The sequence below is a fragment of the Lysinibacillus sp. NPDC097279 genome (assembly GCF_044761745.1).
In the GTDB taxonomy this organism is placed as follows: Bacteria; Bacillota; Bacilli; order Bacillales_A; family Planococcaceae; genus Lysinibacillus.
The window spans coordinates 1,906,656-1,928,556 of record NZ_JBIWDA010000001.1 but is presented as its reverse complement, the minus strand read 5'-3'; the positions used below and the strand labels follow the sequence as shown (position 1 = coordinate 1,928,556).

At 34.8% G+C, this 21,901-nt stretch carries 19 protein-coding genes and 2 riboswitches; of the genes, 13 read left to right on the top strand and 6 right to left on the bottom strand.

Annotated elements, in window-relative coordinates; translation table 11 throughout:
• The first annotated feature begins 183 nt into the window (after nt 1-183).
• From ACIQ1H_RS09725 to ACIQ1H_RS09710, 4 genes are all read left to right on the top strand, one after another.
• Complete coding sequence (locus tag ACIQ1H_RS09725) at nt 184-1,557, top strand: amino acid permease (RefSeq protein WP_483869766.1); 1,374 nt, start codon at nt 184-186, stop codon at nt 1,555-1,557.
• A 187-nt stretch (nt 1,558-1,744) separates the two neighbouring features.
• Nucleotides 1,745-3,139: a spore germination protein gene (locus ACIQ1H_RS09720; RefSeq protein ID WP_402888413.1), complete on the top strand. Its 1,395-nt coding sequence runs from the start codon at nt 1,745-1,747 to the stop codon at nt 3,137-3,139.
• Nucleotides 3,140-3,169: 30 nt separating this feature from the next.
• Nucleotides 3,170-4,261 (top strand): GerAB/ArcD/ProY family transporter, encoded by a 1,092-nt coding sequence (locus tag ACIQ1H_RS09715; protein WP_402888411.1) that lies wholly within the window; start codon nt 3,170-3,172, stop codon nt 4,259-4,261.
• A complete protein-coding gene (locus ACIQ1H_RS09710) occupies nt 4,258-5,370 on the top strand; it encodes a Ger(x)C family spore germination protein (protein ID WP_402888410.1) in 1,113 nt (370 codons plus the stop codon). Before ACIQ1H_RS09715 ends, ACIQ1H_RS09710 begins: the two co-directional genes overlap by 4 nt.
• Before the next feature lie 30 nt (nt 5,371-5,400).
• Here ACIQ1H_RS09710 and ACIQ1H_RS09705 read toward each other — a convergent pair whose 3' ends face one another.
• Nucleotides 5,401-5,691, bottom strand: coding sequence for a DUF5658 family protein (locus tag ACIQ1H_RS09705; RefSeq protein WP_402888408.1), 291 nt, complete (start codon nt 5,689-5,691; stop codon nt 5,401-5,403).
• A gap of 232 nt (nt 5,692-5,923) precedes the next feature.
• Nucleotides 5,924-6,685 (bottom strand): peptidoglycan editing factor PgeF, encoded by a 762-nt coding sequence (gene pgeF / locus ACIQ1H_RS09700; protein ID WP_402888406.1) that lies wholly within the window; start codon nt 6,683-6,685, stop codon nt 5,924-5,926.
• Between the two features lie 211 nt (nt 6,686-6,896).
• Between pgeF and ACIQ1H_RS09695 the strand changes: the two genes are divergently transcribed.
• The 5 genes from ACIQ1H_RS09695 (at nt 6,897) to ACIQ1H_RS09675 (ending at nt 11,697) form a co-directional block, all read left to right on the top strand.
• Nucleotides 6,897-7,511: a transmembrane-type terpene cyclase gene (locus ACIQ1H_RS09695; protein WP_402888404.1), complete on the top strand. Its 615-nt coding sequence runs from the start codon at nt 6,897-6,899 to the stop codon at nt 7,509-7,511.
• Between the two features lie 216 nt (nt 7,512-7,727).
• Nucleotides 7,728-8,210 (top strand): DUF4358 domain-containing protein, encoded by a 483-nt coding sequence (locus ACIQ1H_RS09690; RefSeq protein WP_402888403.1) that lies wholly within the window; start codon nt 7,728-7,730, stop codon nt 8,208-8,210.
• Between the two features lie 3 nt (nt 8,211-8,213).
• The gene (locus tag ACIQ1H_RS09685) at nt 8,214-9,599 is read left to right on the top strand and encodes an MBOAT family O-acyltransferase (protein WP_402888402.1); all 1,386 of its coding nucleotides are present in this window, start codon (nt 8,214-8,216) and stop codon (nt 9,597-9,599) included.
• A gap of 14 nt (nt 9,600-9,613) precedes the next feature.
• On the top strand, nt 9,614-10,765 hold the full coding sequence (locus ACIQ1H_RS09680) for a DHHW family protein (RefSeq protein ID WP_402888400.1): 1,152 nt from the start codon (nt 9,614-9,616) through the stop codon (nt 10,763-10,765).
• Between the two features lie 323 nt (nt 10,766-11,088).
• Nucleotides 11,089-11,697 (top strand): CAP domain-containing protein, encoded by a 609-nt coding sequence (locus tag ACIQ1H_RS09675; RefSeq protein WP_402888398.1) that lies wholly within the window; start codon nt 11,089-11,091, stop codon nt 11,695-11,697.
• A gap of 402 nt (nt 11,698-12,099) precedes the next feature.
• Here ACIQ1H_RS09675 and ACIQ1H_RS09670 read toward each other — a convergent pair whose 3' ends face one another.
• Entirely contained in the window at nt 12,100-14,601 is a 2,502-nt protein-coding gene (locus ACIQ1H_RS09670; protein ID WP_402888397.1) for a winged helix-turn-helix domain-containing protein, read from the bottom strand.
• Nucleotides 14,602-15,118: 517 nt separating this feature from the next.
• Between ACIQ1H_RS09670 and ACIQ1H_RS09665 the strand changes: the two genes are divergently transcribed.
• The gene (locus ACIQ1H_RS09665; RefSeq protein WP_402888395.1) at nt 15,119-16,084 is read left to right on the top strand and encodes a VanW family protein; all 966 of its coding nucleotides are present in this window, start codon (nt 15,119-15,121) and stop codon (nt 16,082-16,084) included.
• A gap of 153 nt (nt 16,085-16,237) precedes the next feature.
• Here the strand turns inward: ACIQ1H_RS09665 and ACIQ1H_RS09660 are convergent, their stop codons facing one another.
• Nucleotides 16,238-16,855, bottom strand: a complete 618-nt coding sequence (locus tag ACIQ1H_RS09660) for an HAD-IA family hydrolase (protein ID WP_402888393.1) — start codon at nt 16,853-16,855, stop codon at nt 16,238-16,240.
• A 361-nt stretch (nt 16,856-17,216) separates the two neighbouring features.
• Here ACIQ1H_RS09660 and ACIQ1H_RS09655 point away from each other — a divergent pair, with 361 nt between their 5' ends.
• Genes ACIQ1H_RS09655 through ACIQ1H_RS09645 form a run of 3 tightly spaced genes read left to right on the top strand, consistent with a single transcriptional unit; the run spans nt 17,217 to nt 19,145 of the window.
• Nucleotides 17,217-17,468: a PLD nuclease N-terminal domain-containing protein gene (locus tag ACIQ1H_RS09655; protein ID WP_402888391.1), complete on the top strand. Its 252-nt coding sequence runs from the start codon at nt 17,217-17,219 to the stop codon at nt 17,466-17,468.
• The gene (locus ACIQ1H_RS09650) at nt 17,452-18,360 is read left to right on the top strand and encodes an ABC transporter ATP-binding protein (protein WP_402888389.1); all 909 of its coding nucleotides are present in this window, start codon (nt 17,452-17,454) and stop codon (nt 18,358-18,360) included. The genes ACIQ1H_RS09655 and ACIQ1H_RS09650 overlap by 17 nt, the downstream gene beginning before the upstream one ends.
• On the top strand, nt 18,357-19,145 hold the full coding sequence (locus ACIQ1H_RS09645) for an ABC transporter permease (protein ID WP_402888387.1): 789 nt from the start codon (nt 18,357-18,359) through the stop codon (nt 19,143-19,145). Before ACIQ1H_RS09650 ends, ACIQ1H_RS09645 begins: the two co-directional genes overlap by 4 nt.
• 60 nt (nt 19,146-19,205) lie before the next feature.
• Here the strand turns inward: ACIQ1H_RS09645 and ACIQ1H_RS09640 are convergent, their stop codons facing one another.
• Together ACIQ1H_RS09640 and ACIQ1H_RS09635 are read right to left on the bottom strand one after the other, a co-directional pair.
• Nucleotides 19,206-19,988: a YibE/F family protein gene (locus ACIQ1H_RS09640; protein WP_402888385.1), complete on the bottom strand. Its 783-nt coding sequence runs from the start codon at nt 19,986-19,988 to the stop codon at nt 19,206-19,208.
• On the bottom strand, nt 19,985-21,118 hold the full coding sequence (locus ACIQ1H_RS09635) for a YibE/F family protein (RefSeq protein ID WP_402888384.1): 1,134 nt from the start codon (nt 21,116-21,118) through the stop codon (nt 19,985-19,987). The genes ACIQ1H_RS09640 and ACIQ1H_RS09635 overlap by 4 nt, the downstream gene beginning before the upstream one ends.
• A gap of 394 nt (nt 21,119-21,512) precedes the next feature.
• A riboswitch (FMN riboswitch) is annotated at nt 21,513-21,638 on the top strand.
• 120 nt (nt 21,639-21,758) lie between these two features.
• Nucleotides 21,759-21,884, top strand: a riboswitch (FMN riboswitch).
• Nucleotides 21,885-21,901 lie beyond the last annotated feature (17 nt).

Here is a 21,901-nt window from a genome sequence, read left to right as displayed (position 1 = left end):
ATTTAATCCTAATCTAATGTCTTGTATTACAACATAGTAACTAGCGTTTACGGTTGCCTTTTTATTTCTTCTAGTGAGAAAAAATATGTTTTTCCTAAAAATACATTTGTATTTATCGAAAGAATTTATTATTATTTATAAAGTAAATAACGAAGCAATATTAGTGGAAAGAGGCGTATACAAGTGGCAAAAAAAGAATTAAATAGAGGCTTGGAGGCGCGACATATTCAAATGATTGCTCTTGGTGGTACCATAGGTGTAGGTCTATTTATGGGTTCTGCCAGTGCTATTCAGTGGACTGGGCCATCCGTGCTCCTTGCCTATGCTATATCAGGTATTTTTATATTTTTTATTATGCGTGCAATGGGTGAAATGCTTTATGTTGAGCCAAGTACGGGGTCATTTGCAACATTTGGTTATAAATATATTCATCCATTAGCAGGTTATTTAACGGCATGGAGTAACTGGTTTCAGTGGGTTATCGTTGGGATGTCAGAAATTATCGCAGTCGGAACGTACATGCAGTATTGGTTCCCAGATTTGCCTGCGTGGATTCCTGGATTGATTGCCATGGTGATACTTGGTGTTGCCAACTTTGTTTCTGTTAAATCATTTGGGGAATTTGAGTTTTGGTTTGCGATGATAAAAATCGTTACGATTGTGCTAATGATTGTGGCGGGCTTTGGCCTAATCTTCTTTGGTATTGGCAATGGAGGCATTGCAATTGGTCTATCAAATCTTTGGGCTCACGGAGGCTTCTTTACTGGCGGATGGACAGGTTTCTTCTTTGCATTATCTTTAGTTGTTGCTGCTTACCAAGGCGTAGAGCTTATTGGGATTACTGCGGGAGAAGCAAAAAATCCCCAAACAACTATTACGAATGCGATACAAAGTATTATTTGGCGCATACTAATTTTCTATATTGGTGCAATTTTTATCATTGTAACCGTTTATCCGTGGGATGAGCTAGGGACAATTGGTAGTCCATTTGTTGCCACTTTCGCAAAAGTGGGTATTACTGCAGCGGCAGGTATCATTAACTTTGTCGTCATTACAGCAGCGATGAGTGGCTGTAATAGTGGGATTTATAGTGCTGGGCGCATGCTTTACACACTTGCTATGAATGGTCAAGCACCTAAGTTTTTTGCAAAGGTTTCAAATAATGGTGTACCAATTCTAGGTACAGCTGGTGTGCTAGTTGGTTTAGTTGTAGGCGTTATTTTAAGTTACATTGCTCCAAAAAACCTATTTGTCTATGTATATAGTGCTAGTGTACTGCCAGGGATGATTCCATGGTTTGTCATCTTGATAAGTCAGATTCGCTTTAGAAAGGAAAAAGGGGCACAATTGGAAAAACATCCATTTAAAACGCCATTCGCTCCTTTCACAAACTATGCGACAATTGCATTTTTAATAATGGTACTCGTTGGTATGTGGTTCAATGAGGATACACGAGTTTCATTAATTGTAGGCATTGTTTTCCTTATTCTTATTACACTTAGCTACTATTTGTTCGGTATTGGAAAAAAACGATCTGAAAATAATTATACAAAATAATAGAAAAGGATATATCTCTTGCTTGGGATATATCCTTTTTTGTCCTTTTTATAGAAATATTTTATACATATTTATTCAGTAAAAGGACAAACTATATGAATAATATGGTGATGGTGTATGCATGGTACATATAAACGTTAGATGGGGCGTGCCAATTTCAATTAGCTTTTAAGGGGGGAGACATAACATGGAAGAAAAAGAACAACAAGTACTAGAAGAAATAAAGAAAAAGATACAAGAAATTGATGATGTTGTTATTAAAGAGATGGATACAGACGCAGGGTATGTTACGATTATTTATTTCTCTTCACTTATCGAGAAAATGACCATACAATCAATGGTTTTCATTCCGTTAGTCAATCATGTTAATCAAATTTTCCAAATATCGGAATCGGTTGCCTTAGACGATATTGATGTAATTTTACAAAAATTAAATGCTGGTCAAACGTTATTATTTTTCCATAAACCTGCTCTTTTACAGGTAATTGATACCTATAGTGCGCCTACTCGTTCAATTACGAATACGGAAACGGAGTCAACAGTTATTGGACCTCAAGATGCTTTTACAGAATCATTAGAGACCAATATCTCATTAGTAAAAAGACGAATTCAAAATCCAATGTTAAAAAACGAAACACGTACTGTAGGAACCGAAACAAATATAAAAATTTCAATTTTATATATGGAAAATATAGTAAATAAAGAAAATTTAGACACGCTACGAGAGCGCATTGATAATTTACAATATCCCTTCTTTACAGATATATCAGAGCTCAAGCAACTGATTGAAGATAATCCGTTATCGCCCTTCCCACAGCATTATATGAGCGTACGACCAGACAGTGTCAGTCAGTATCTTATTGATGGAAGAATCGTGATTTTTATGGATAATAGCCAAGCAGCGATTGTTTGTCCGACATCATTTTTTGAAATGTTTGTTTCTGTTGAAGATTATTATAACCGTTGGACTACAGCATCTCTGCTAAGAATGCTTCGATTTTTTGGTTTTTTTATGACCATTATGATTACGCCAATGTATATATCTGCATTGACTTTTCATCCTGAAATTTTACCTTATGAGCTATTGTTAAACTTGCAGGAATCAAGAAGTAAAGTACCGTTTCCACCGCTAATAGAAGTATTGTTTATTGAATTAATTATTGAAGTACTCCGTGAAGCTGGATCACGAATGCCTGCGAAAGTTGGTCAAACAATTGGTATCGTAGGAGGTATCGTTATTGGTACTGCGGCCGTTGAAGCTGGATTGCTTAGTAATATTTTAATTGTATTAGTTGCCACATCAGCCTTACTGTCATTCCTCCCACCGATCTTTTTATTAAGTAATACAAGTAGATTTATTCGGTATATTTTTATTTTATCGGCAGGGCTTTTTGGATTGTACGGATTAATGCTCGCGTTTGCATGGCTATTTGCGCATTTATTACGTTTAAATTCTCTAGGGACACCATATATGACGCCAGTCGTTCCTCGGAACGCAAAAGATTTAATGGATAGTATTATTCGTTTTCCAATTAAATATTTAAATGAAAAGAAAGGTATTTCTAGAGCACAAAAAAAATAAAAGCTGTTACAGAATTTGAGGTGTTTAAAGTTGAGTACAGGTAAGAGCAAGAGGAAGCTATTAAATGCATATCATGTAGTTTTTTTGGCACAAAGCGTAATGATCGGTACTGGCATTCTCTCACTACCTCAGCAACTTAGTTCTTTAGGATATAGCCAAGCTTTTATGCCACTGCTTTTTGGTGTTATTGCGAGTGCTACACTTTACCCAATGGTTTGGATTAGTTCAAAATATCCGAACGATAACTTATTTCGTATAAATGAAATTCTACTAGGAAAATGGTTAGGTAAATTTATTAATCTTTTTTTCGTTATTCAATTTATTGTTTTTATTGCGGGAATTATTAGTAACTATATGCACCTTATTCAAAGTACTGCACTTCAAGAGCAAACAATTACTGGACCTGTTTTTTGTTTTTTATTATTGCTTGTTTACATTGTTAGTGGAGGTATTAAATCTATAGCGAGATTTTGTATTTTGACCTTTTTTCTAACAATTGGAATGGTCTATTTTACACATTGGGCATTTGAAAAGGGCGATATGAGCCATTTTCTACCTCTATACAATTTTTTTAGTGTAAACGACTTTTATGAGGCATTAAAAAGAGGTTATTTATCGATTTTAGGCTATGAATTAATCATGTTTTATTTTCCTTACATTGTCGATCAAAAAAAAGCATATCGGCATACGCTAATAGGTATTTGGATTAGTATTCTAATTTGTTTTATTACAACAGCGATAAGTGTAATGTATTATTCAGAATGGCAGCTGGTAAATGTTGAATTTTCAGTATTAAATTTATTTAAAGCTGGTGAGTTTTCTTTTATTGAAAGAATTGATATTTTCGGTATTACATTATGGGTATTTTTAATATTATCTACGGTGGCAGCTTATTTATGGTGTGCGAAAAAAGGTGTAGATTCTTTACTATCTAAAAAAAGTAAAGCTTATTTATATATTTTAGCAATAATTATTTTCTTTGTTGTGAAAATGCCTTTTTCAAGAGATTTTCAAGAAAAATTATTTATTGGTGCAAGTTATGTTGGCTACATGCTAATTTTTTGGCCTATTTTATTAATTATGATTTATGCATTTCGAAAAAAGAAGCAGGTGCAATTATGAACAGAAAACTTCTTTGTCTAATGCTTTTTATACAACTGTTATTTTTAGCTGCTTGCGGAGAAAAGGAAATAAAGGTACCACTTGAAGATGTAGGGATGGTAGGTATAATCGCTTTTGATTATATAGATAAAGACAGCATGAAACTAACCGTCGCAATCCCTCAATATTCACCTGAAGCACAACGGAGTACACAGACTTTTACAGTCGTCACGGATCTCGTTTCAAATGGCATTGTTGAAATAGAAAAGCTTTCAGATAAAAAGATTGTTTTTAATCAATTACGTGTTGTGTTGTTTAATGAGGAGTTTGCACGTCAAGGTAATGTGCGAAAAGTGATTCAACATTTATACCGAAATGCAGAAGTAGGTAATAAAGTACTTATTGCGATTGTGAAAGAAAATGGAGAGGAAATGCTAAAATATAATTATCCAGATAAACCAAATATTAACTTTTATTTAAACGATTTATTGCAGCCAAGCATAAATACAGCATTTAATCCTAATACAAATATTCACGATTTTATGTATACGATTACTAATCCTGTGTTCGATCCTATTATTCCGTTTATTGATAAAAATAGTGATAAAATTGAAATAAAAGGAATTGCGGTGTTTAAAGGTAACCAAATGTTTGAATTAATAAATCCAAAAGAGGCACTTATTATTCAAGCAATACAAGGAAGAAAAAACCTTGCCCCATTGGATATTACGATGGAACAGGGACATGGCAAAGAAAAACTATTAATTGACTTAGTTGAAAATGATGTGCACTTAAAAAGCAATAAAAGTATGACTTCACCTAAGCTCACTATATCTATAGAGATAAAAGGAACATTAAGTGAGTACAAAGGTGAAAGAGAGAATGATTTATTTACAACAGAAAGCTTAGCCGAATTGGAAAAAGACGTAAATAAGGAGTTAGAGCAAGATAGTAAGGCGTTTTTAGATAAACTGAATGGATGGCAAGTAGATCCAAGTGGGCTAAGTGAATATTTCCGAATGTATCATTATGGAAAATGGACAACCGAAAAGAAGAGAGAAATTGTTAGTAAAGTTGCAATCGATGTTCATGTAAAAACATCCATCATTAGTACGGGAACATTAAAATAACCATTTTTCTATAAAGCAAGAATCATTAGATTAAAGTACAATTAGCCAGTACAGATGCAGGCTAAAAATTGCTAAGTAAAGGATAAAAATTCCCAATAAACAGGTTGTATATAGTTTTCGGAAACGAGTGCTACTCAGCTTATAAACTAAATAGGAAAGATAGGAAATGGATATAGACAGCATCATTTTCACTGTTAAAAACAAGGCAGGGCTTGACATCCATAAAAAGTGCATAATCGGGTTTGATTCTTCAATTTTATTGTGAAGCAACCCAAAGTGTGTCGCAAAACCATCAAATATATTTAATAATGAAATAAGCAAGCTAAGTACAATAATATATGGAATAGGGATTATTATTCCTCCTATACACTAATGAATTGGAAAACCAATGGACATGTTATATAGGATAGCCAGCTTTTATGCAATTTAAAAAATGCTAATAGAAATGAATCAGTAAATAATGAGGATATGTGAATTAACCATATAGAAGTGAGGCAATTTATCATCGATATTAGTGATAAATTGCCTTTTTGATGTAAGTAGGTTGTAATCCTTATGATTTTCGCATGATAAAGCTCAAATGTCTGCCACTCTGTTTATCCTGACGATAGGAGAACCCTTGGTCACTAAGAAACGTGCACGTATTATCAATCATAATTTGATGTGAAGGAATGCCTGCAAGCTCACATTGCTTTTTCACAGTTTGTTGGTTATCAATGTGATACTTATTTGTTTGTGCATTGTAATACATAAAATCATCCGCATAGCCGAGACGATTAAATTGTTCATAGACATCGGCATCAACCTCAAATTTCTGCTGGCTAAGTGCCATGCCGATTTGTACGTGGAAATCTTGAGGACTGCATTGCTCTGTCTCGATTAGATGTTGAAATAGTTTGACTGTCACTTCCTTGACTGTACCTTGCCAGCCTGAATGAATCACACCAATCACACCATGATGATTATTATAAAAAATGACAGGTACACAATCAGCCGTAAAACTACAAAGTATTAAATCTTTTTCAAAAGTATACAGCGCATCGGTATTGGCAATGGCTGTATCTTGTCGCTGTGCCCCGAATCCTTTATCGGCTAACGTCGCGCGATGAAAATTAGCACTGTGTGTTTGCTGCGTACAAATAAAATCATTAATATCACAATGTAAGGTTGCCGCTAATTTCTTTCGATTAATTACTACATCATCTGGGCTTGTGCAAACGTGTAGTGCCATATTGTTTTGTTCAAGTTCCGTACTATCTTTCAAGGTAGTTCCTGCTATGAACTGCTCATTGTTGTAATAAATTTTAGTTTTCATTTACTCACCCCGTTTAACTATATCGAATTGAATTGCCAATGTATAGCTTATGCAACGTGCATCCTGACTTACAGGTTAATTGACTGGAGCGCTATATTTTTACTTGTTTAAATTGTACCTCTTACAACTGACATAATAGATTCAGTACTAGTCATACAGTAACATGAAGAGGTTTCTTTTCTATCAAGCAAGTTTAAAAGGAGCGTGTTTAATGAATCAATATAATTTTTTATTTATTTGCCAACTAGGCATGGGACTTTTTTGGATTTTGACATACATACTTATTATTAAACGGAGCTTTCAAGATGAGAAATATGGTATGCCAATGGTTGCAATATGTGCCAATATTTCATGGGAATTTATCTTTACTTTTATTTATCCGCAAAATGATTTACAAAGAGTTATCTCGTTTATATGGTTTGTACTCGACCTTGTCATTATGTGGCAATATTTAATATATGGGCGTAATGAATATAAAAAAACGATTTCTTCAAAACTTTTTTACACATCATTCCTATTTACACTTAGCGTCAGCTTTTTAATCATTATGGTACTTTCCCATGAGCTACATGATATGGAAGGAAAATATGCGGCATTTATACAAAATTTAATGATGTCTGGACTATTTATCGGTTTATTGCTCGGTAGGGGGAGTTTAGCTGGCCAATCTATGTCCATTGCACTTTGCAAAATGATTGGAACGTTATTTGCAGCTGTCGGTTTCTTTATTTATTTTAGAACCCCATTCATTACAATTACTTCTATGGCAACCGTTATGTATGATTTACTGTATATTGCTTTAGTTTATCGTTTATCAAGAAAATGAATGTAAATGGAAAAAGGGTACATCGGAAATCGGTGTACCCTTTTTTGTGGATATTTTTTCATAGAAAAGAGGTTAAAGGTAAGTGTTTCTTGCTAAAAAAGTACAATCACTTCTAAAAAACGCAAAAAATTATAAAAGAAAAAACTTTTTATGTAACGTTCGTAGATGCTCTACGTCTACTCTCATTGAAATACACATTTAAAAGGAGTTTTTAACATGAAAAAAACAATAATGATTTTATTAACGGCTATGCTAGCTGTGATCATCTCTGCTTGTGCTGGAGATAAAGATTCGACAATTGAAGTAAAACTGTCTGCTAAAGAAATGGCAGATCAAATGTTAGAAAAAGTAGAGCAACCCGTACTAATGGAATTATCAGCGGAAGAATTAAAGGACCTCTATAATATAGATTCTGCTAAGCTTGAGGATTATTCAGTACGTGTGCCAATGATGAATATTAAAACGAATGAAATTGCTATATTCAAAGTAAAAGAAGCAAAGGATGTTTCGGATATCCAAGCGGCATTAAAAAAACGTGCAGAAAATGTTCAAAAACAATTTGAACAATATTTACCAGACCAATATGAGAATGCTAAAAACTACAAACTTATTACAAAAGGGAATTACGTATTATTAGTAATTTCAGATAGTGCTGACGAGCTTATAAAAGTTTACGATAGCTTCTTTGAATCAAAATAGCACATGGTATTTAGTAGCCTGCTCTTTCTATTCGTATTTTTGCCAATAGTGCTAATGCTTTATTATTGCTCGCCAAGAAAAATTAAAAATTTCATTTTATTTATTATGAGTTTAATTTTTTATGCATGGGGCGAACCAGTTTATATCGTGATTATGCTAGTGTCTACACTGACGGATTATAGTTTCGGTTTGTTATTAGATAAGCCAAACATGTCGTCAGTAAAAAGAAAGGGCATTGTTCTATGCTCCATTATTGTGAATTTAATGCTGTTATCTTATTTTAAATATGCAGATTTTCTAATTCACAATATAAATACATTACTTGGTACGGATATCCCGTTAACAGAACTTCCTTTGCCAATCGGTATCTCCTTTTATACGTTCCAATCCATGTCTTATATTATAGACGTCTACAGGGGAACAGCAAAAGCACAGCGGAACTGGATTGATTTCGGTACATTTGTGGCTCTGTTCCCCCAATTAGTGGCTGGCCCAATCGTGACTTATAATACAATTGCCCAACAACTGCAGCATCGTGCAGAAAGTATTAGTATGTTTGCAGAAGGTGTGCGACGCTTTATTATTGGCTTAGCTAAAAAGGTGCTATTAGCTAATAACATAGGCTTACTTTGGGACACAATTTCTAGCTCAAATGTAGAAACGATGCCAATGTTAACAGCTTGGTTAGGCATTATTGCTTTCGCCTTTCAAATTTATTTTGATTTTAGCGGATATTCTGATATGGCTATAGGACTTGGATTAATGTTTGGTTTTCGATTCAATGAAAATTTTAACAAGCCGTATATTGCTCAAAGCATTACGGACTTTTGGAGAAGGTGGCATATCTCATTAAGTAGCTGGTTCCGAGATTATGTTTACATTCCACTCGGTGGCAATCGTAAAGGGTTAGCCACTCAAATGCGCAATATTTTAATCGTTTGGCTATTAACAGGTTTTTGGCATGGGGCCAGTTGGAATTTTATATGGTGGGGGTTGTATTTCGGAGTTATTCTTATTGTTGAAAAATGGTGGGGTTTAACTTTACTTTCTCGCCTACCACGGTGGACAAGACATTTGTATGCCATCTTCCTAATTTTAATTGGATGGGTGCTGTTTGCCTTCGAGCAACCGTCGTTAATAGGAAACTATTTGGCGGCCATGTTCGGATTCAATGGACAATCCCTTTGGAATAATGACACTGGGTACTATTTTTATACGAATATCGTGCTCCTTCTAGTGCTAATTATGGCTTCAATACCGATGAAATTATGGAAGAAAACGAGTGAGTTATCCTTACTGCATATTGCTTGGTATGGCATATTGTATTTTCTTTCTGTAGCTTATTTAGTCGACGCGACGTTTAATCCATTTTTATATTTTCGCTTTTAAGGAGGTAGATCAGTATGAAGCAAAAAGCAGAGCGGCTATTAGTTTTTAGTTTTATCGGTACAATGTTGTTCTTCACGCTACTGTTTTTCATTTTGCCTCATCATCGCTTCTCCGAATTGGAAAATAGATATTTACAAGCAGCACCCCATTTAACATGGGATAATATAATATCGAAAAAATATGCAGAGGAAGCGGAGCGTTTCGTCACAGACCATTTCCCATTTCGTGACAAATGGTTGTGGATGAAATCAGCCACGGAAAAAGGACGTTTACAACAAGAGAATAATGGCATCTATAACGGAAAAGATGGCTATTTATTCGACAAGTTTACAAAACCTGATGATACGCAAGTGCAACAAAACGTAGAGGCAGTGAAGCAATTTGCTCTCAATCATCCAAAAGTAAACATGACTTTTATGCTTGCACCAACATCTGTTGGACTTTATCCTGAGCGCTTACCGTGGCTAGCACCAACGTATCCTCAAAAGAAAGTCAATCAATTAATAGAAGGGCAGTTGCACAATAAGGTCACGTTTATCAATGGTTTTAATTTTTTGGAGCCACATGCTTCTGAATCAATTTACTATCGTACAGACCATCACTGGACGACATATGGAGCCTATTTAGCATATGTCGCATATGCGAAGCAAATGGGGTGGCAACCGCTTTCGCAAAGTGATTTTTTAATTAAAACCATTAGCAACACATTTCTCGGCAGCTATCATACTCGCAGTCAATTTAATGTTGTCACGCCTGATCAATTGCAAGTGTATACGCCACGTAAGAAAGTAGAGACAGAGATGTATATTGCAGATTCTGATCAAACCTATACATCAATGTATGATTCAAGCTTTCTACAGAAAAAGGATCAATATTCATATTTCCTAGGTGGAGTCCATGCGCTTATGAAGCTTACGACAAAGCTCGATACACAACAAATTAATCAACAGAAACTGTTAGTTATCAAAGACTCATATGCCCATAGCGTCATTCCGTTTTTGACAAATCATATTTCTGAAATTCATGTAATTGACTTGCGCTACTATAACGGGAATATATCGAAGTATATGGCTGAAAACGGGATAGAAAATATTTTGTTTTTATTTAATACAGCGACCTTCGTAGAAGATACATCAATAAAGTGGCAGGCACTCAAACAATTCTGAATAGTTGCGGTGTCAGGCACCCAAACAATTCTGAATACATACAGTGACAGGCACTCAAACAATTTATTTTCTAGTTATTGGATTTTTAATGAATAAAAAGGGAATGATGCTGCTGAAAATATCGTAGTAATATATTCCTGTTACAACTATATTTCAAATTTATTACTAAAAAGTTGAGAAAAAAGACCGTAAATCTGGCAATCTGTTCGTTAATTATTTCAGATGTAATACAACTGTAAAAATCCTTCCAAATATTTAGTGATGAATTATGTTGCAAAACTATTTACCATGAATATAGAGCAAAACAGGAAGGAATGAATAACATGTTTAAAAAAGTAAAAAAAGTCGCAATGGCATCCGTATTATCGGTTTCATTATTAGTACCAATCAGCGCAATGGCAGCTGATTCATATACAGTAGTAGCAGGTGATTCTCTTTGGAAAATTGCCGTAAATACTCAAACAGGCGTACAGGAGCTAATTGATGCAAATCCTCAACTAGCAAATCCTGATCAAATAAACATAGGGCAAAAAATTAATATTCCAACAAATGAGCAAGCATCTGTAGAACAAGAAGTCGTTAAGCTAGTCAATGCAGAACGTACAAAAGCGGGTCTTCCAGCATTAAAAGAAGATTGGGAGCTTTCAAGAGTAGCAAAATATAAATCTCAAGACATGCATGATAAAAACTATTTCGACCATACAAGTCCAACATATGGCACACCATTTACAATGATGAAAAACTTTGGTATTACGTATAAATCAGCTGGTGAAAATATTGCTAAAGGTCAAAAGTCAGCGACTGAGGTTGTCAATGCTTGGATGAATAGTGAAGGACACCGAGCGAACATCTTAAACAAAAACTTTACACATATCGGTGTAGGATTTGTGCAAGATGGCAACTACTGGTCTCAAATGTTTATACAAAAATAATAAAAAAGAACTGTTCCAACATATGGGGAGCAGTTCTTTTTTTGTCTAATATTCATTAATTTACATTAACTAGTTTGCTTCTTATTTATCATCATTGCATAATCGTTTGCAACAATGCCAGCACCATTTAGCAATTTAGAATAAACATCATTGACCCCAATAAAGAGAAAAGCAAGATCAACATTAGTAGCTAATAGTTAAACGAGCACACAAACGGTCTCGCCCGATTTGACGACATTAGTAAATGTAATGCTTGGAACTTTTCCTTTAATATATTCGAGAAAGACACTCCTGGACAACCTTCCGTTAAACTATTACCAATTAAGGCAACATTTCGGATTGATACTAAAAAGATGGCATTTGCTTGTTTTAAAGTGGTTCTAGTAATTATAGATCCCGTTTTCATATTTCCTTTTTTGAGTGGAGGATTGCCTGCGTACGGGATTTGACGCCTAGTTTTTGATAAATAGTAGATAAATAAACGCGAACGGTTCCATCTGATAAATTCAACAGCTTTGCAATTTCTCGATTGGTAACACCATTGGCTAAAAGATTGAGCAATTCCTTTTCACGTGGTGTTAATATTTCGTTACGAACTCCATTCGTTATGCAACTTTGAAGATAATTGAAATAATAATCAGGGTAAGGATTCCATTTTAATGCATACGACTCTAATTGAAAATATTGCTCTAGAAGGGGGAGTAGCTCCTTCTCATCTAATAACGTCCGAACATAATAATATTTTGCTGCTAATTGTAACACTTCATGTAAAATATCTAATGCGATAGAAGTGTTTCCTAAACGATGCTGGCAAATAGCCTCTAGCACTGTTGCTTCTATAATCGTTGCGATTTGCTCATCTTGCTGAGCCTTCGTTTTCACTTGAATGACAATAGATAATGCATCGTTTAGCTCGCCCTTTAATAACAGTAAACGAGCATAAACGAGCTGCCAAAATGGTTGTTTCGTTTTCGTTGCCTGCAATAGCATCTCTGCATTTTGACTATCTCCATCAACTATAAAAAAATAAGCTTGCATAATTTGAATGGAAGTTCGCCAATGTTTTTCTGAAACATCTTCTAATACTTGTGCTAGCATCGCACGTGCTGTAGTTGCTTGTTGTTGATGGGTGTAAATTTTTGCTTTTAATAAATACATAGGAACAAATAAACCAGGATCTTGATGATGATGACCTAAACCGATGGCGATTTCAAGCTCCTTTTGAGCGTATTCTATTAAACTTCGTTCATATAATGATTCAGCAGCAACCCCATAGCTAAAAGCTGTAACATTTGCAGTTTGTAACGATGTTTCTCGAAAAAGTTTACCAACAGCTTCGCCATCTTCCATTATTTGAAGTTTCCCTTTTGAGCCGATACTAGTACGAGACAGTTTGTATTCAAAAATATTATAAGGAATCGGCACGTTATCCCAACGAGAAGGAGCAGGACCTTTTGCGAGCAGATTGCGCATAATTTCTTCAACTAACTGTAAATTCCCACCAGAAGCGACAATTGCATATGCTTTAGCACTTTCATATATATACGCCATCGCAGCATGCTCTTCTTGATCCATCCAATGTTCTACATGTTGTCGTATTTCAAGCTCCTCCATAAGGGAAGTAGCTATTTTTGTATCCATTGTTGTAATAGAAGTTAGGAAACCGATAACAAGCATTTCATATGGAACGATATAATGTGCACTCCGAAGTTGGTGTAGCCAGCGCATGTATGTTGTCGTTTGTCCAGAAGCGTAGAGCTGTACAAGATGTTCTGTTATCCATGAAGCTGCTTGTTCATATTGTTCATATTTAAGTGCTAGCTCGATGGCAGAATTATAATTTCCCTGCTTGTAAATAGAATGAGCAACTTCTTGGACAATCAATTGTACTTGCTGAACTGAATATTGTTTGTTTAGTTCTAATTGTAAAGCTTCCGCAAATAAATGATGGTATCGGAAAACAGGCTTTTTTGATTGCAGACGAATGATAAATAGACCTTTTGCTTCTAAATTTTCTAACAATTCAAGGCTATTTGATTGCTTTGTAAGCTGGTCACATATAGCAGGTTCTAGCTCATGCAGTAAAGATGTCTGTATGAGAAATTTTTGTGTTGTAGACGGAAGATTTTGAATAATTTCTTGCCATAGAAACTCAGAAATAAACGGCTGCGCTATATTATCGATTGGGTCTATTTGTTGTTCATTTGCCAAGCGCGTTAACAATAATCCAGCCACCCATCCTTCCGTTTTGTCTAAAACATTTTGTAAATGTTGTTGATTTAGTGGTGTTGCATGTTTGTAAGAAAAAAATTGCTTAGTTTCTTGCAACGTAAAGCGTAAATGATCTGCATTAAATTCTTGTAGCCATTGTTTAACACGCCACTTAGCGGTAGGGAGTGCAAGGGTTGTCCGAGTCGCAATATATATATGTGCCTCACAGGGTAAGTATTCTATGAACTGCGTCATAAGTTGATGAATTGCGGGATTATCAATTACATGATAATCATCTAATACAATATGTATTGGTTTTGCGAAAGCATGGAGTTCTTCCAAAAATGAATTGATAAAAAATTCAAGTGTCGCTAGGTCTTGAGCATGTAATAGTGGAGCAAGTACTTGGTCTATATTGCACTGATAAGCTTTTGCAACGGCATGCACAACGTAAGTCCAATAACGTATCGGATCATTTTCAGCAGCATCAAGAGAAACCCAAGCTACAGCTTCCTTACTATTTTTAAACCAGCTGCTTAGGACAGTTGTTTTCCCATAGCCCGCTGGAGCACGTAAAATCGTTACTTTTTTATAAGTATGAAGTCGTAAAAGATCAAATACTTGTTTTCGTTCAATTAAATCAGGTGCATTGAGAGGAATCGTTAATTTAGAAGATAATAGTGTAGTAGGCATCTTTTCTACCTCCTTTTCGAAATTTAGGATAATGATGTAATTTATTTTACTACAAGCTTCCGCATTATTACGAATGTTAATAGTCCTAACCATAACTTTGTTCGTTGACTTTTCCTATATAGTAGAAATAGGGGACTTTATGCAAGTTGTTTACAAATGATCAAAGAAAAAGTGCTAGATTTTAAATAGAGGAAATTGCAGTAGATGGCGTTTGTAAAAAAATCGAAGAATAACATACAAAAATATTGAAACAGATAAAAAACACTTTTTAATGCCACAAGTGCCAATGCACTATGCTAGAGTTGGGAAATTTTGTACATAGAGAGTTTTCTAATTGGTTAAATTATGTAAAATGAATAAAAATTACACCACTTTTGATTAGTTACAAGCCTAGTTCCGCATAGTTTATATACAATTATTTAAGCAATTACCAATAAAAATGCATGAAAAGAAACACACTATCCTTACTAGTCGAATAAGATGTTGCTGTAAGTAAGGTAGAGGTAGGTGTTTATTATTGAAGAGCTGGATAGCTGTATTTTGTTTAGGAAGTACTATTGCTTTGGCTGGCTGTCAAGAATCATTAGAGAACGAACAAATTGACATTGACGATGTAAAGCAGCCAGTGACCTACACGGAGGACAAGGAGCAGGAAGCTGGACCTATAGTAGTTGAAATTGTTGATCCGCAATCTTTGGAAATCATCCACATCATATCACCACAGGAACTAGGCTATGAAACAGACCCTGAATCGTATAAAAAGAAAATTGAACAATTAGCACAACAGTTAGCAAGAGGAACAGAAACAGTAGTTGGTTTAGATAAGCGCATGGTGCTCGACAAATTGGATGACAATGGTCGGGTTATTAAAGGAAGTCCATTGGTGATTTTAAAAGAAAGTGAATTGGTTGAAAGGGTACTAGCTGCATCTGTAACAGGGGGCAAAGTAGAAATGCCACTGTATATTACTGAAAGTGGCTATTATCTAGAAGACATACCGTATTTAGAGGATGTTGTGGTCGCATCGTATACAACATACTTCAGCTCCTCAGATGTAGGAAGAAACAAAAATATCGAACTGTCAGCAAAGGCGATCAATAATGTCATTGTTGGGAGCGGGGATACTTTTTCTTTTAATACGGTTGTTGGACCGAGAGATGAAAAAAACGGCTATCAGCCCGCACCTGAAATTATTAATAAAAAACTTGTTATGGGCATCGGTGGGGGTATATGCCAAACTTCCTCAACGTTGTTTAATGCAGTCGATCAATTACCTATAAAATTCGTCGAGCGACATCATCATTCATTAGATGTTGGCTACGTTCCAAAGGGCAGAGATGCAACGGTATCCTATGGCGGATTAGATTTTAGGTTTCAAAACACAAGTGATGTGCCTTTTTTAATTAAGGCAACGTACGGTAAAGATTTTCTTACTATTGAAATAAGAACATCCGAAAAATACAAAGAACTTATAAAAAGCTAGCCCCATAGTAAAAAAAAGAGGTTGATGTAAGGCTAGCTCAAAAGTGTTATTTTGGAGCAAATCAACCTTCTCTGTATTTCTGTTTTACTCTGAGACACTGATGAAAGTGTCTTTTTTTTTCGAGCCTGAGGACATGAGAAATGTATTCATTGCTTAAATGATAGTTAATATTTCTGCTGGAGAAAATACTTTATAATCAGGCTTCTCTGATTGAATAACCTCAATTGCATCATAACCCCAACCAACCCAAATAATTGGTATTCCTACTTTTTTACAGGCAACAATATCACGCTGCTCATCTCCAACATATAAGACGTCTGATTTTTTGATATTTGTTTCTTTTATATACTTTTTAATCACTCTATCTTTCCCAAAAATACGGCTAGAGCATAGTACTTCAGAAACATGATTAATATCATTTACCTTTAAAAACTCTGAAATATTGTCCTTCGAATTAGAAGAGATAATTGCGATTGTATAACCCTTGTTTTCAATTGCCTTTAAGACATCTTTCATCCCACGAAAAAGGTGAACATCTTTTATGGACTGTTGGTATAAACGATAAAATTGAGGAAGTATAATTGGTAGTTTGTGTAGTGGAAAGTTAAATAATTTACTGCGTTCGGTAATTGATATTTTTTTTAGTGAATCAATGTCCTCTAGTTGTACTTCTTTAAAATCGTATTCTTTTGCAATGGTGTTCCATACAGAGGCGAGTACAGCAGTGGAATCTGCAAGTGTACCATCAAAATCAAATATGATATGTTTCATTGTATCTATTCTCCTTTAAGATTTAACATCGTTATTTAGATGTATGTTTTATATAAGTGTAATCATTCGTTCATGATGACATGAATACGCAAAAAAAGAAATAGATAACAAGCAATTTTTGTAGGAGATCTAGTTTTTGAAAGTAGTCATGGCGCTGAAAAATACATAGTTGAGAAGAATGGAAAGTACTAAAAGTTTAGACCACTAAATACACAGTGAAATCGTATTATCAGTACCGATGATATTATCAGTAATGATAATGTATATAAAAATAAAGCAATAAACAGGTGCAATTCCAAAAATTGTGTGTTATTGTTATCATTATCAGTAATGATAATGTAAGTTGAGAGGAGAAAATTACATGAAACTTCACTATGGATTAAATGAATTGGGAGATGTAGATTGGTTAGCAGTATTACAGATAGCTTTACCGTTCATGGTGGTAGGTCTCATTCTTATCCTAATTGCACTATTTGATTTGTATAGGCATCGGAAGGAAAGGGCAAATGTTCTTTTATGGACAATTGTTATTTTATTTTTCAATACAATTGGGCCCATTTTATATTTCACTATTGGACGAAAAGGAGCGAAGCTTAATGAAGCTAGAAATTAAAGGTGTAACAAAAAACTTTAAAACAAAGACAGCCGTTCATAACTTTTCTATGGTAGTTGAAACTGGACAATGTGTAGGACTTATAGGCCCAAACGGTGCTGGAAAGTCTACGCTAATTAAAATTATTGCAGACATCTTATATGCGGATAAAGGCGAGGTACTGCTCGATGGGAAAAAAATTTCAAACATGAAAAGAGAGGTTGGCTATCTTCCTCAATACCCTGATTTCTTCCACTGGATGACTGCCAAAGAGACACTCTTTTTTATGGGACAGTTATCAGGTATAACTAAAGAAAAACTTATTGAGGAAGTACCTGCTATATTAACAAAAGTAGGATTAATAAACGAACAGAATGAGAAAGTTCAAACATTTTCTGGGGGAATGAAGCAGAGATTAGGCATTGCTCAAACGCTTTTACATAAACCATCTTTTATTGTTATGGATGAGCCTGTTTCGGCATTAGATCCAATAGGAAGGAGAGAGGTTTTGAATTTAATCCAAGAAATTAAACATGAAACGACTATTTTATTATCAACGCATATTTTAGGCGATGCTGAAGAAATTTGTGAACGGTTTGTCATCATGAAACAAGGTGAGAAAATAATGGATACGACAATAGATAAATTATTAACTCACAATAGTGAAGAGGTTGTACATCTTGAAATAGCATCGGAAAATATGCTTTCTGTTCAAATAGTAGAAAAACTTCCGTATGTAAAACATGTAGAAGCAAACGGAAAAAGAATGAAGGTAACGCTCGAAAATGTGCAGAAAAATAAAGATATGTTAATGCGTGACACTTTGGAAAACAAATTAGATATTGTTCGATTCGAAGTTGGAAGCAGTGAGACGTTAGAGGACATCTTTTTAAAAATGGTGGTGAGCGTATGACGCCTATATATGTTTTAACAAAAAAAGAATATGTGCAAATGTTTCGTGATTTTAAAGTGATATGGTTACCGCTTGCTTTTATGTTTTTAGGGGCTACGCAACCAGTAGTCACATATTATTTACCAACCATTTTAGCAGCACTTGGGGGAAATCAAGGCATTACGATTGATCCTTCGATGCTTCAGCAGGATGGAGCGCAAGTAATGGCTGCAACACTTGGATCCCAATTCGATCAGTTAGGGATTATGATTATTGTGATTGCAATGATGGGTATTATTCAGTCAGATAAAGCAAATGGGATGCTTGACTTTATTTTAACAAGACCTGTAAAAGTAGGTTCCTATATTGGTGGTAAAATTTTTTCGAATTTCTCCATTGTAGCGATTAGTGTGACACTTGGATACATTGTATCTTATGTATATGTAAATTTTTTGTTTAGTCATATCCCATTTCGAGATATGGTTCTTGCAATTATTTTCTATCAATTATGGGTTCTTTTTATGATTTCGTTTACTTCGATGATTAGTACCATTTTTACTGGGCAGGGTGTTATCGCTTTAATAAGTATTGTTTGCTTGCTTATGTTTAAAATAATCAGTGGTTTACATCCTATAATTGATTTAGTAAATCCTGCTGGAATGAGTCAACATGCCGTGATGGTATTAATAACGGGTTCAATCGATTCGCATTTATATGGCAATATGTTCATTACTTTCATATGGATTACTTTAATCGTAATGTTTTCACACTATTGGATATCTGCAAAGAAATATCATAAAAATTAAATAAGCATAGTAAATCGAGTCGAGCGGTCAAACGGTGGGGAAGACAATTACTAGTGCCAGTCACTTTGAGTGACTGGCACTTTCTTTTTCTCGTGATTTGACTAAATAATAGGCATTGACGGAGGCTGCAATAGGGATAATGGCTGCTATACCAATGCCTGCACAAAAAATTGTAATAAGCTCCGTACTGAACACTTTAGAATTGATAATATCGCCAATTGAGTAGTTTAAATCTTTAAACCATATTAAAAGACCTAAATAGCCACCAAAGAAAGCAAAAAATAAAGTATTTGTGTCTGTTCCTAAAATATCCTTCCCAATGCTTACACCTGAAGTGAATAGTTTTTTTCTGCTAATGAGCGGGTTGTGATGGAAAATTTCGTGCATCGACGAGGCGATGGATATGGCGACATCTAAAATGGCACCTATTGTACTCATGATGATTACAGCAGCGCCAACTTGAACAAAGTTAACACCAATATAAAGTGAAAAGATACTAATTTCCTCTGTTGATTCTTCTCCAAATCCTTGGATCATCGACTTTTCGGTGACAAAAACTATAAAAAATAGCAGGATTACAATAGTAATCATTGTTGAAATAAAGGCGGTAACTGTTTTGCTGTTCTTTTCATTGATATAAAATAAACTAATCCAGCTAATGATTGTACAGGCAATAAACGTTAAGACAATTGGGCTGTTATTAGGGTTGGTCATTAAGAAAATCGTTACAAAGAGTACCCCGAAGTTTAAAAATAAAGAAATAAAAGAGCGAACCCCTTTTTTTCCACCGATAGCAATCATTAATATAAATAAAATGGCCGTTAGCCATACTAATACATTCATCGATTTACCCTCTTTCGTTTAATGAAAATCATAGAAGTGTAAAGACTGATGGGAATTGTTAAAACTACGCCAATCCCGCCTGACAGTGCACGAGCTAGTTCTAATGAAAGATTCATGGAAAGTGTTAGCCCTAATGTAGAAGAATTTTTTAAATATAAAATTAGCATCGGAATGGAACCACAAATATAAACAAAAAACAAAATACTCGTTATTGTTCCCATAATATCTTTACCAATATCAAGCCCTGAAGTTTTTAATGCTTTATCAGAAATAGTTGGATCTTGGTCATATAGTGCAAACATGGAAGAAGCCATCGTAATTGAAACATCCATAACAGCTCCTAAGGCTCCAATAAACAAACCGGCCATAAAAACCATGTGATAAGGTCGAGTTAGAAATTGCATTTCCTCATAACGAAGTCCTTTTTCAGATGTAATCCACATTACGAAAAAGCTTATAAGCAAGGAAATGAAAGTTCCTAAAATGGTTGCAAGCATTGCAGCATAGGTTTTTTCATTTAATCCGTTTATAAGTATCAACGAAACACCAGTAAATAAAAGAACACATACACCACTAACAATTAACAAATTAACGTTAGAATGCTTGACATATAAATCCAATGCAAATGATAAAATTAGGGCATTTACAATCAAACTAATGATCGAAAATAAACCTTTTCTTTTGCCAACAATTAATAAAGTAAAAATAAAAATCCACGCTACCATTAAAACGTAATAATCGCGTTTGACATCTATAATTGTCCCTGTTAATTGTCCTGTGTTTTTCGTGTCTGCCTTAATGGATATGAATAATTTATTTCCGACCTTATATTCGTGATCAAAAGCAGCCGAGGAAGAGTATTCATTAGTTAAATAAATAAGCTGTCCTTTAGCTTCTCCATTTTTCAACACTGCAGTTATACGCTGTGTAAATAATTGATCGTCATTGCTGTACATGTCTGAGACAGGTGTTGTATCTTCTAACACTGTTTTGGTAACTTCAGCAATCGGACGTTCGTACAAGGATTCATTGTGACCAACGAAAAAAACGGAAGCCACAAAGCACAGTACTAATAGGAAATAGCATATAATCCGTATAGTAATTTTCTTAGTAGGTGTACTAGTAAACAATAAAAAAACCTCCAATGAGGGAATTTGACTATGTTCGTATCAAGTTTGCCGTTAGACAGAAGACGCTTGGAACAATGATTCACGTTAACATCCCTATTTTTCTATGTCAAGCTTATCAAAAGTAGTCACCTAGGAAGTAACGCTCTATACCAATTAAAGTTTCTTCTTACCGATTAAGCGGCATAGTAAACTTAATGGTTATACAATGATATCTTTAGGTAAGCTATTTTTTTACGTAACACATGTCCGTTCGTGTATGTTTCCTTTAAACAAAGATGCATTGTAGTGTGATATCAGCCTTCCATCTTTCGCCTAAACTTCATTTAGTTACGAAAAATATTTTTAGGTGGATAATCTATTGAAATAATGTTATCGTAAGAAATAACTAAATGAACATATCCTTCAGGGTAGGGTGAAATTCCCAATCGGCGGTGATGAAGTAATTCAAAGTCCGTGAGCGCAAGCTGATTTGGTGCAAATCCAAAACCGACAGTTACAGTCTGGATGGGAGAAGGGTAAACGTATAAGCTTTTTAAATTCGTATGAGTTTAAAGGGTCTATTTGGCTACGCTTATATACATTGCTACTTCCCATCGACTTCGTTGGGGAGTTTTTTATTTAGTTAACAATTTAATAAGTATCTGTTCTTCGGGGTAGGGTGAAATTCCCAATCGGCGGTGATGAAGCAATTCAAAGTCCGTGAGCGCAAGCTGATTTGGTGCAAATCCAAAACCGACAGTTATAGTCTGGATGGGAGAAGAACAATGAGATGGTAGCCTGTGG

Bases quoted from the DNA above. Each gene is read 5' to 3' on its own strand.
- ACIQ1H_RS09655 (WP_402888391.1), top strand. From the start codon at position 17,217: ATGAAACTTCACTATGGATTAAATGAATTGGGAGATGTAGATTGGTTA.
- ACIQ1H_RS09690 (WP_402888403.1), top strand. From the start codon at position 7,728: ATGAAAAAAACAATAATGATTTTATTAACGGCTATGCTAGCTGTGATC.
- ACIQ1H_RS09640 (WP_402888385.1), bottom strand. From the start codon at position 19,988: ATGAATGTATTAGTATGGCTAACGGCCATTTTATTTATATTAATGATT.
- ACIQ1H_RS09710 (WP_402888410.1), top strand. From the start codon at position 4,258: ATGAACAGAAAACTTCTTTGTCTAATGCTTTTTATACAACTGTTATTT.
- ACIQ1H_RS09670 (WP_402888397.1), bottom strand. From the start codon at position 14,601: ATGCCTACTACACTATTATCTTCTAAATTAACGATTCCTCTCAATGCA.
- ACIQ1H_RS09645 (WP_402888387.1), top strand. From the start codon at position 18,357: ATGACGCCTATATATGTTTTAACAAAAAAAGAATATGTGCAAATGTTT.
- ACIQ1H_RS09675 (WP_402888398.1), top strand. From the start codon at position 11,089: ATGTTTAAAAAAGTAAAAAAAGTCGCAATGGCATCCGTATTATCGGTT.
- ACIQ1H_RS09660 (WP_402888393.1), bottom strand. From the start codon at position 16,855: ATGAAACATATCATATTTGATTTTGATGGTACACTTGCAGATTCCACT.
- pgeF (WP_402888406.1), bottom strand. From the start codon at position 6,685: ATGAAAACTAAAATTTATTACAACAATGAGCAGTTCATAGCAGGAACT.
- ACIQ1H_RS09650 (WP_402888389.1), top strand. From the start codon at position 17,452: ATGAAGCTAGAAATTAAAGGTGTAACAAAAAACTTTAAAACAAAGACA.
- ACIQ1H_RS09685 (WP_402888402.1), top strand. From the start codon at position 8,214: ATGGTATTTAGTAGCCTGCTCTTTCTATTCGTATTTTTGCCAATAGTG.
- ACIQ1H_RS09720 (WP_402888413.1), top strand. From the start codon at position 1,745: ATGGAAGAAAAAGAACAACAAGTACTAGAAGAAATAAAGAAAAAGATA.
- ACIQ1H_RS09680 (WP_402888400.1), top strand. From the start codon at position 9,614: ATGAAGCAAAAAGCAGAGCGGCTATTAGTTTTTAGTTTTATCGGTACA.
- ACIQ1H_RS09695 (WP_402888404.1), top strand. From the start codon at position 6,897: ATGAATCAATATAATTTTTTATTTATTTGCCAACTAGGCATGGGACTT.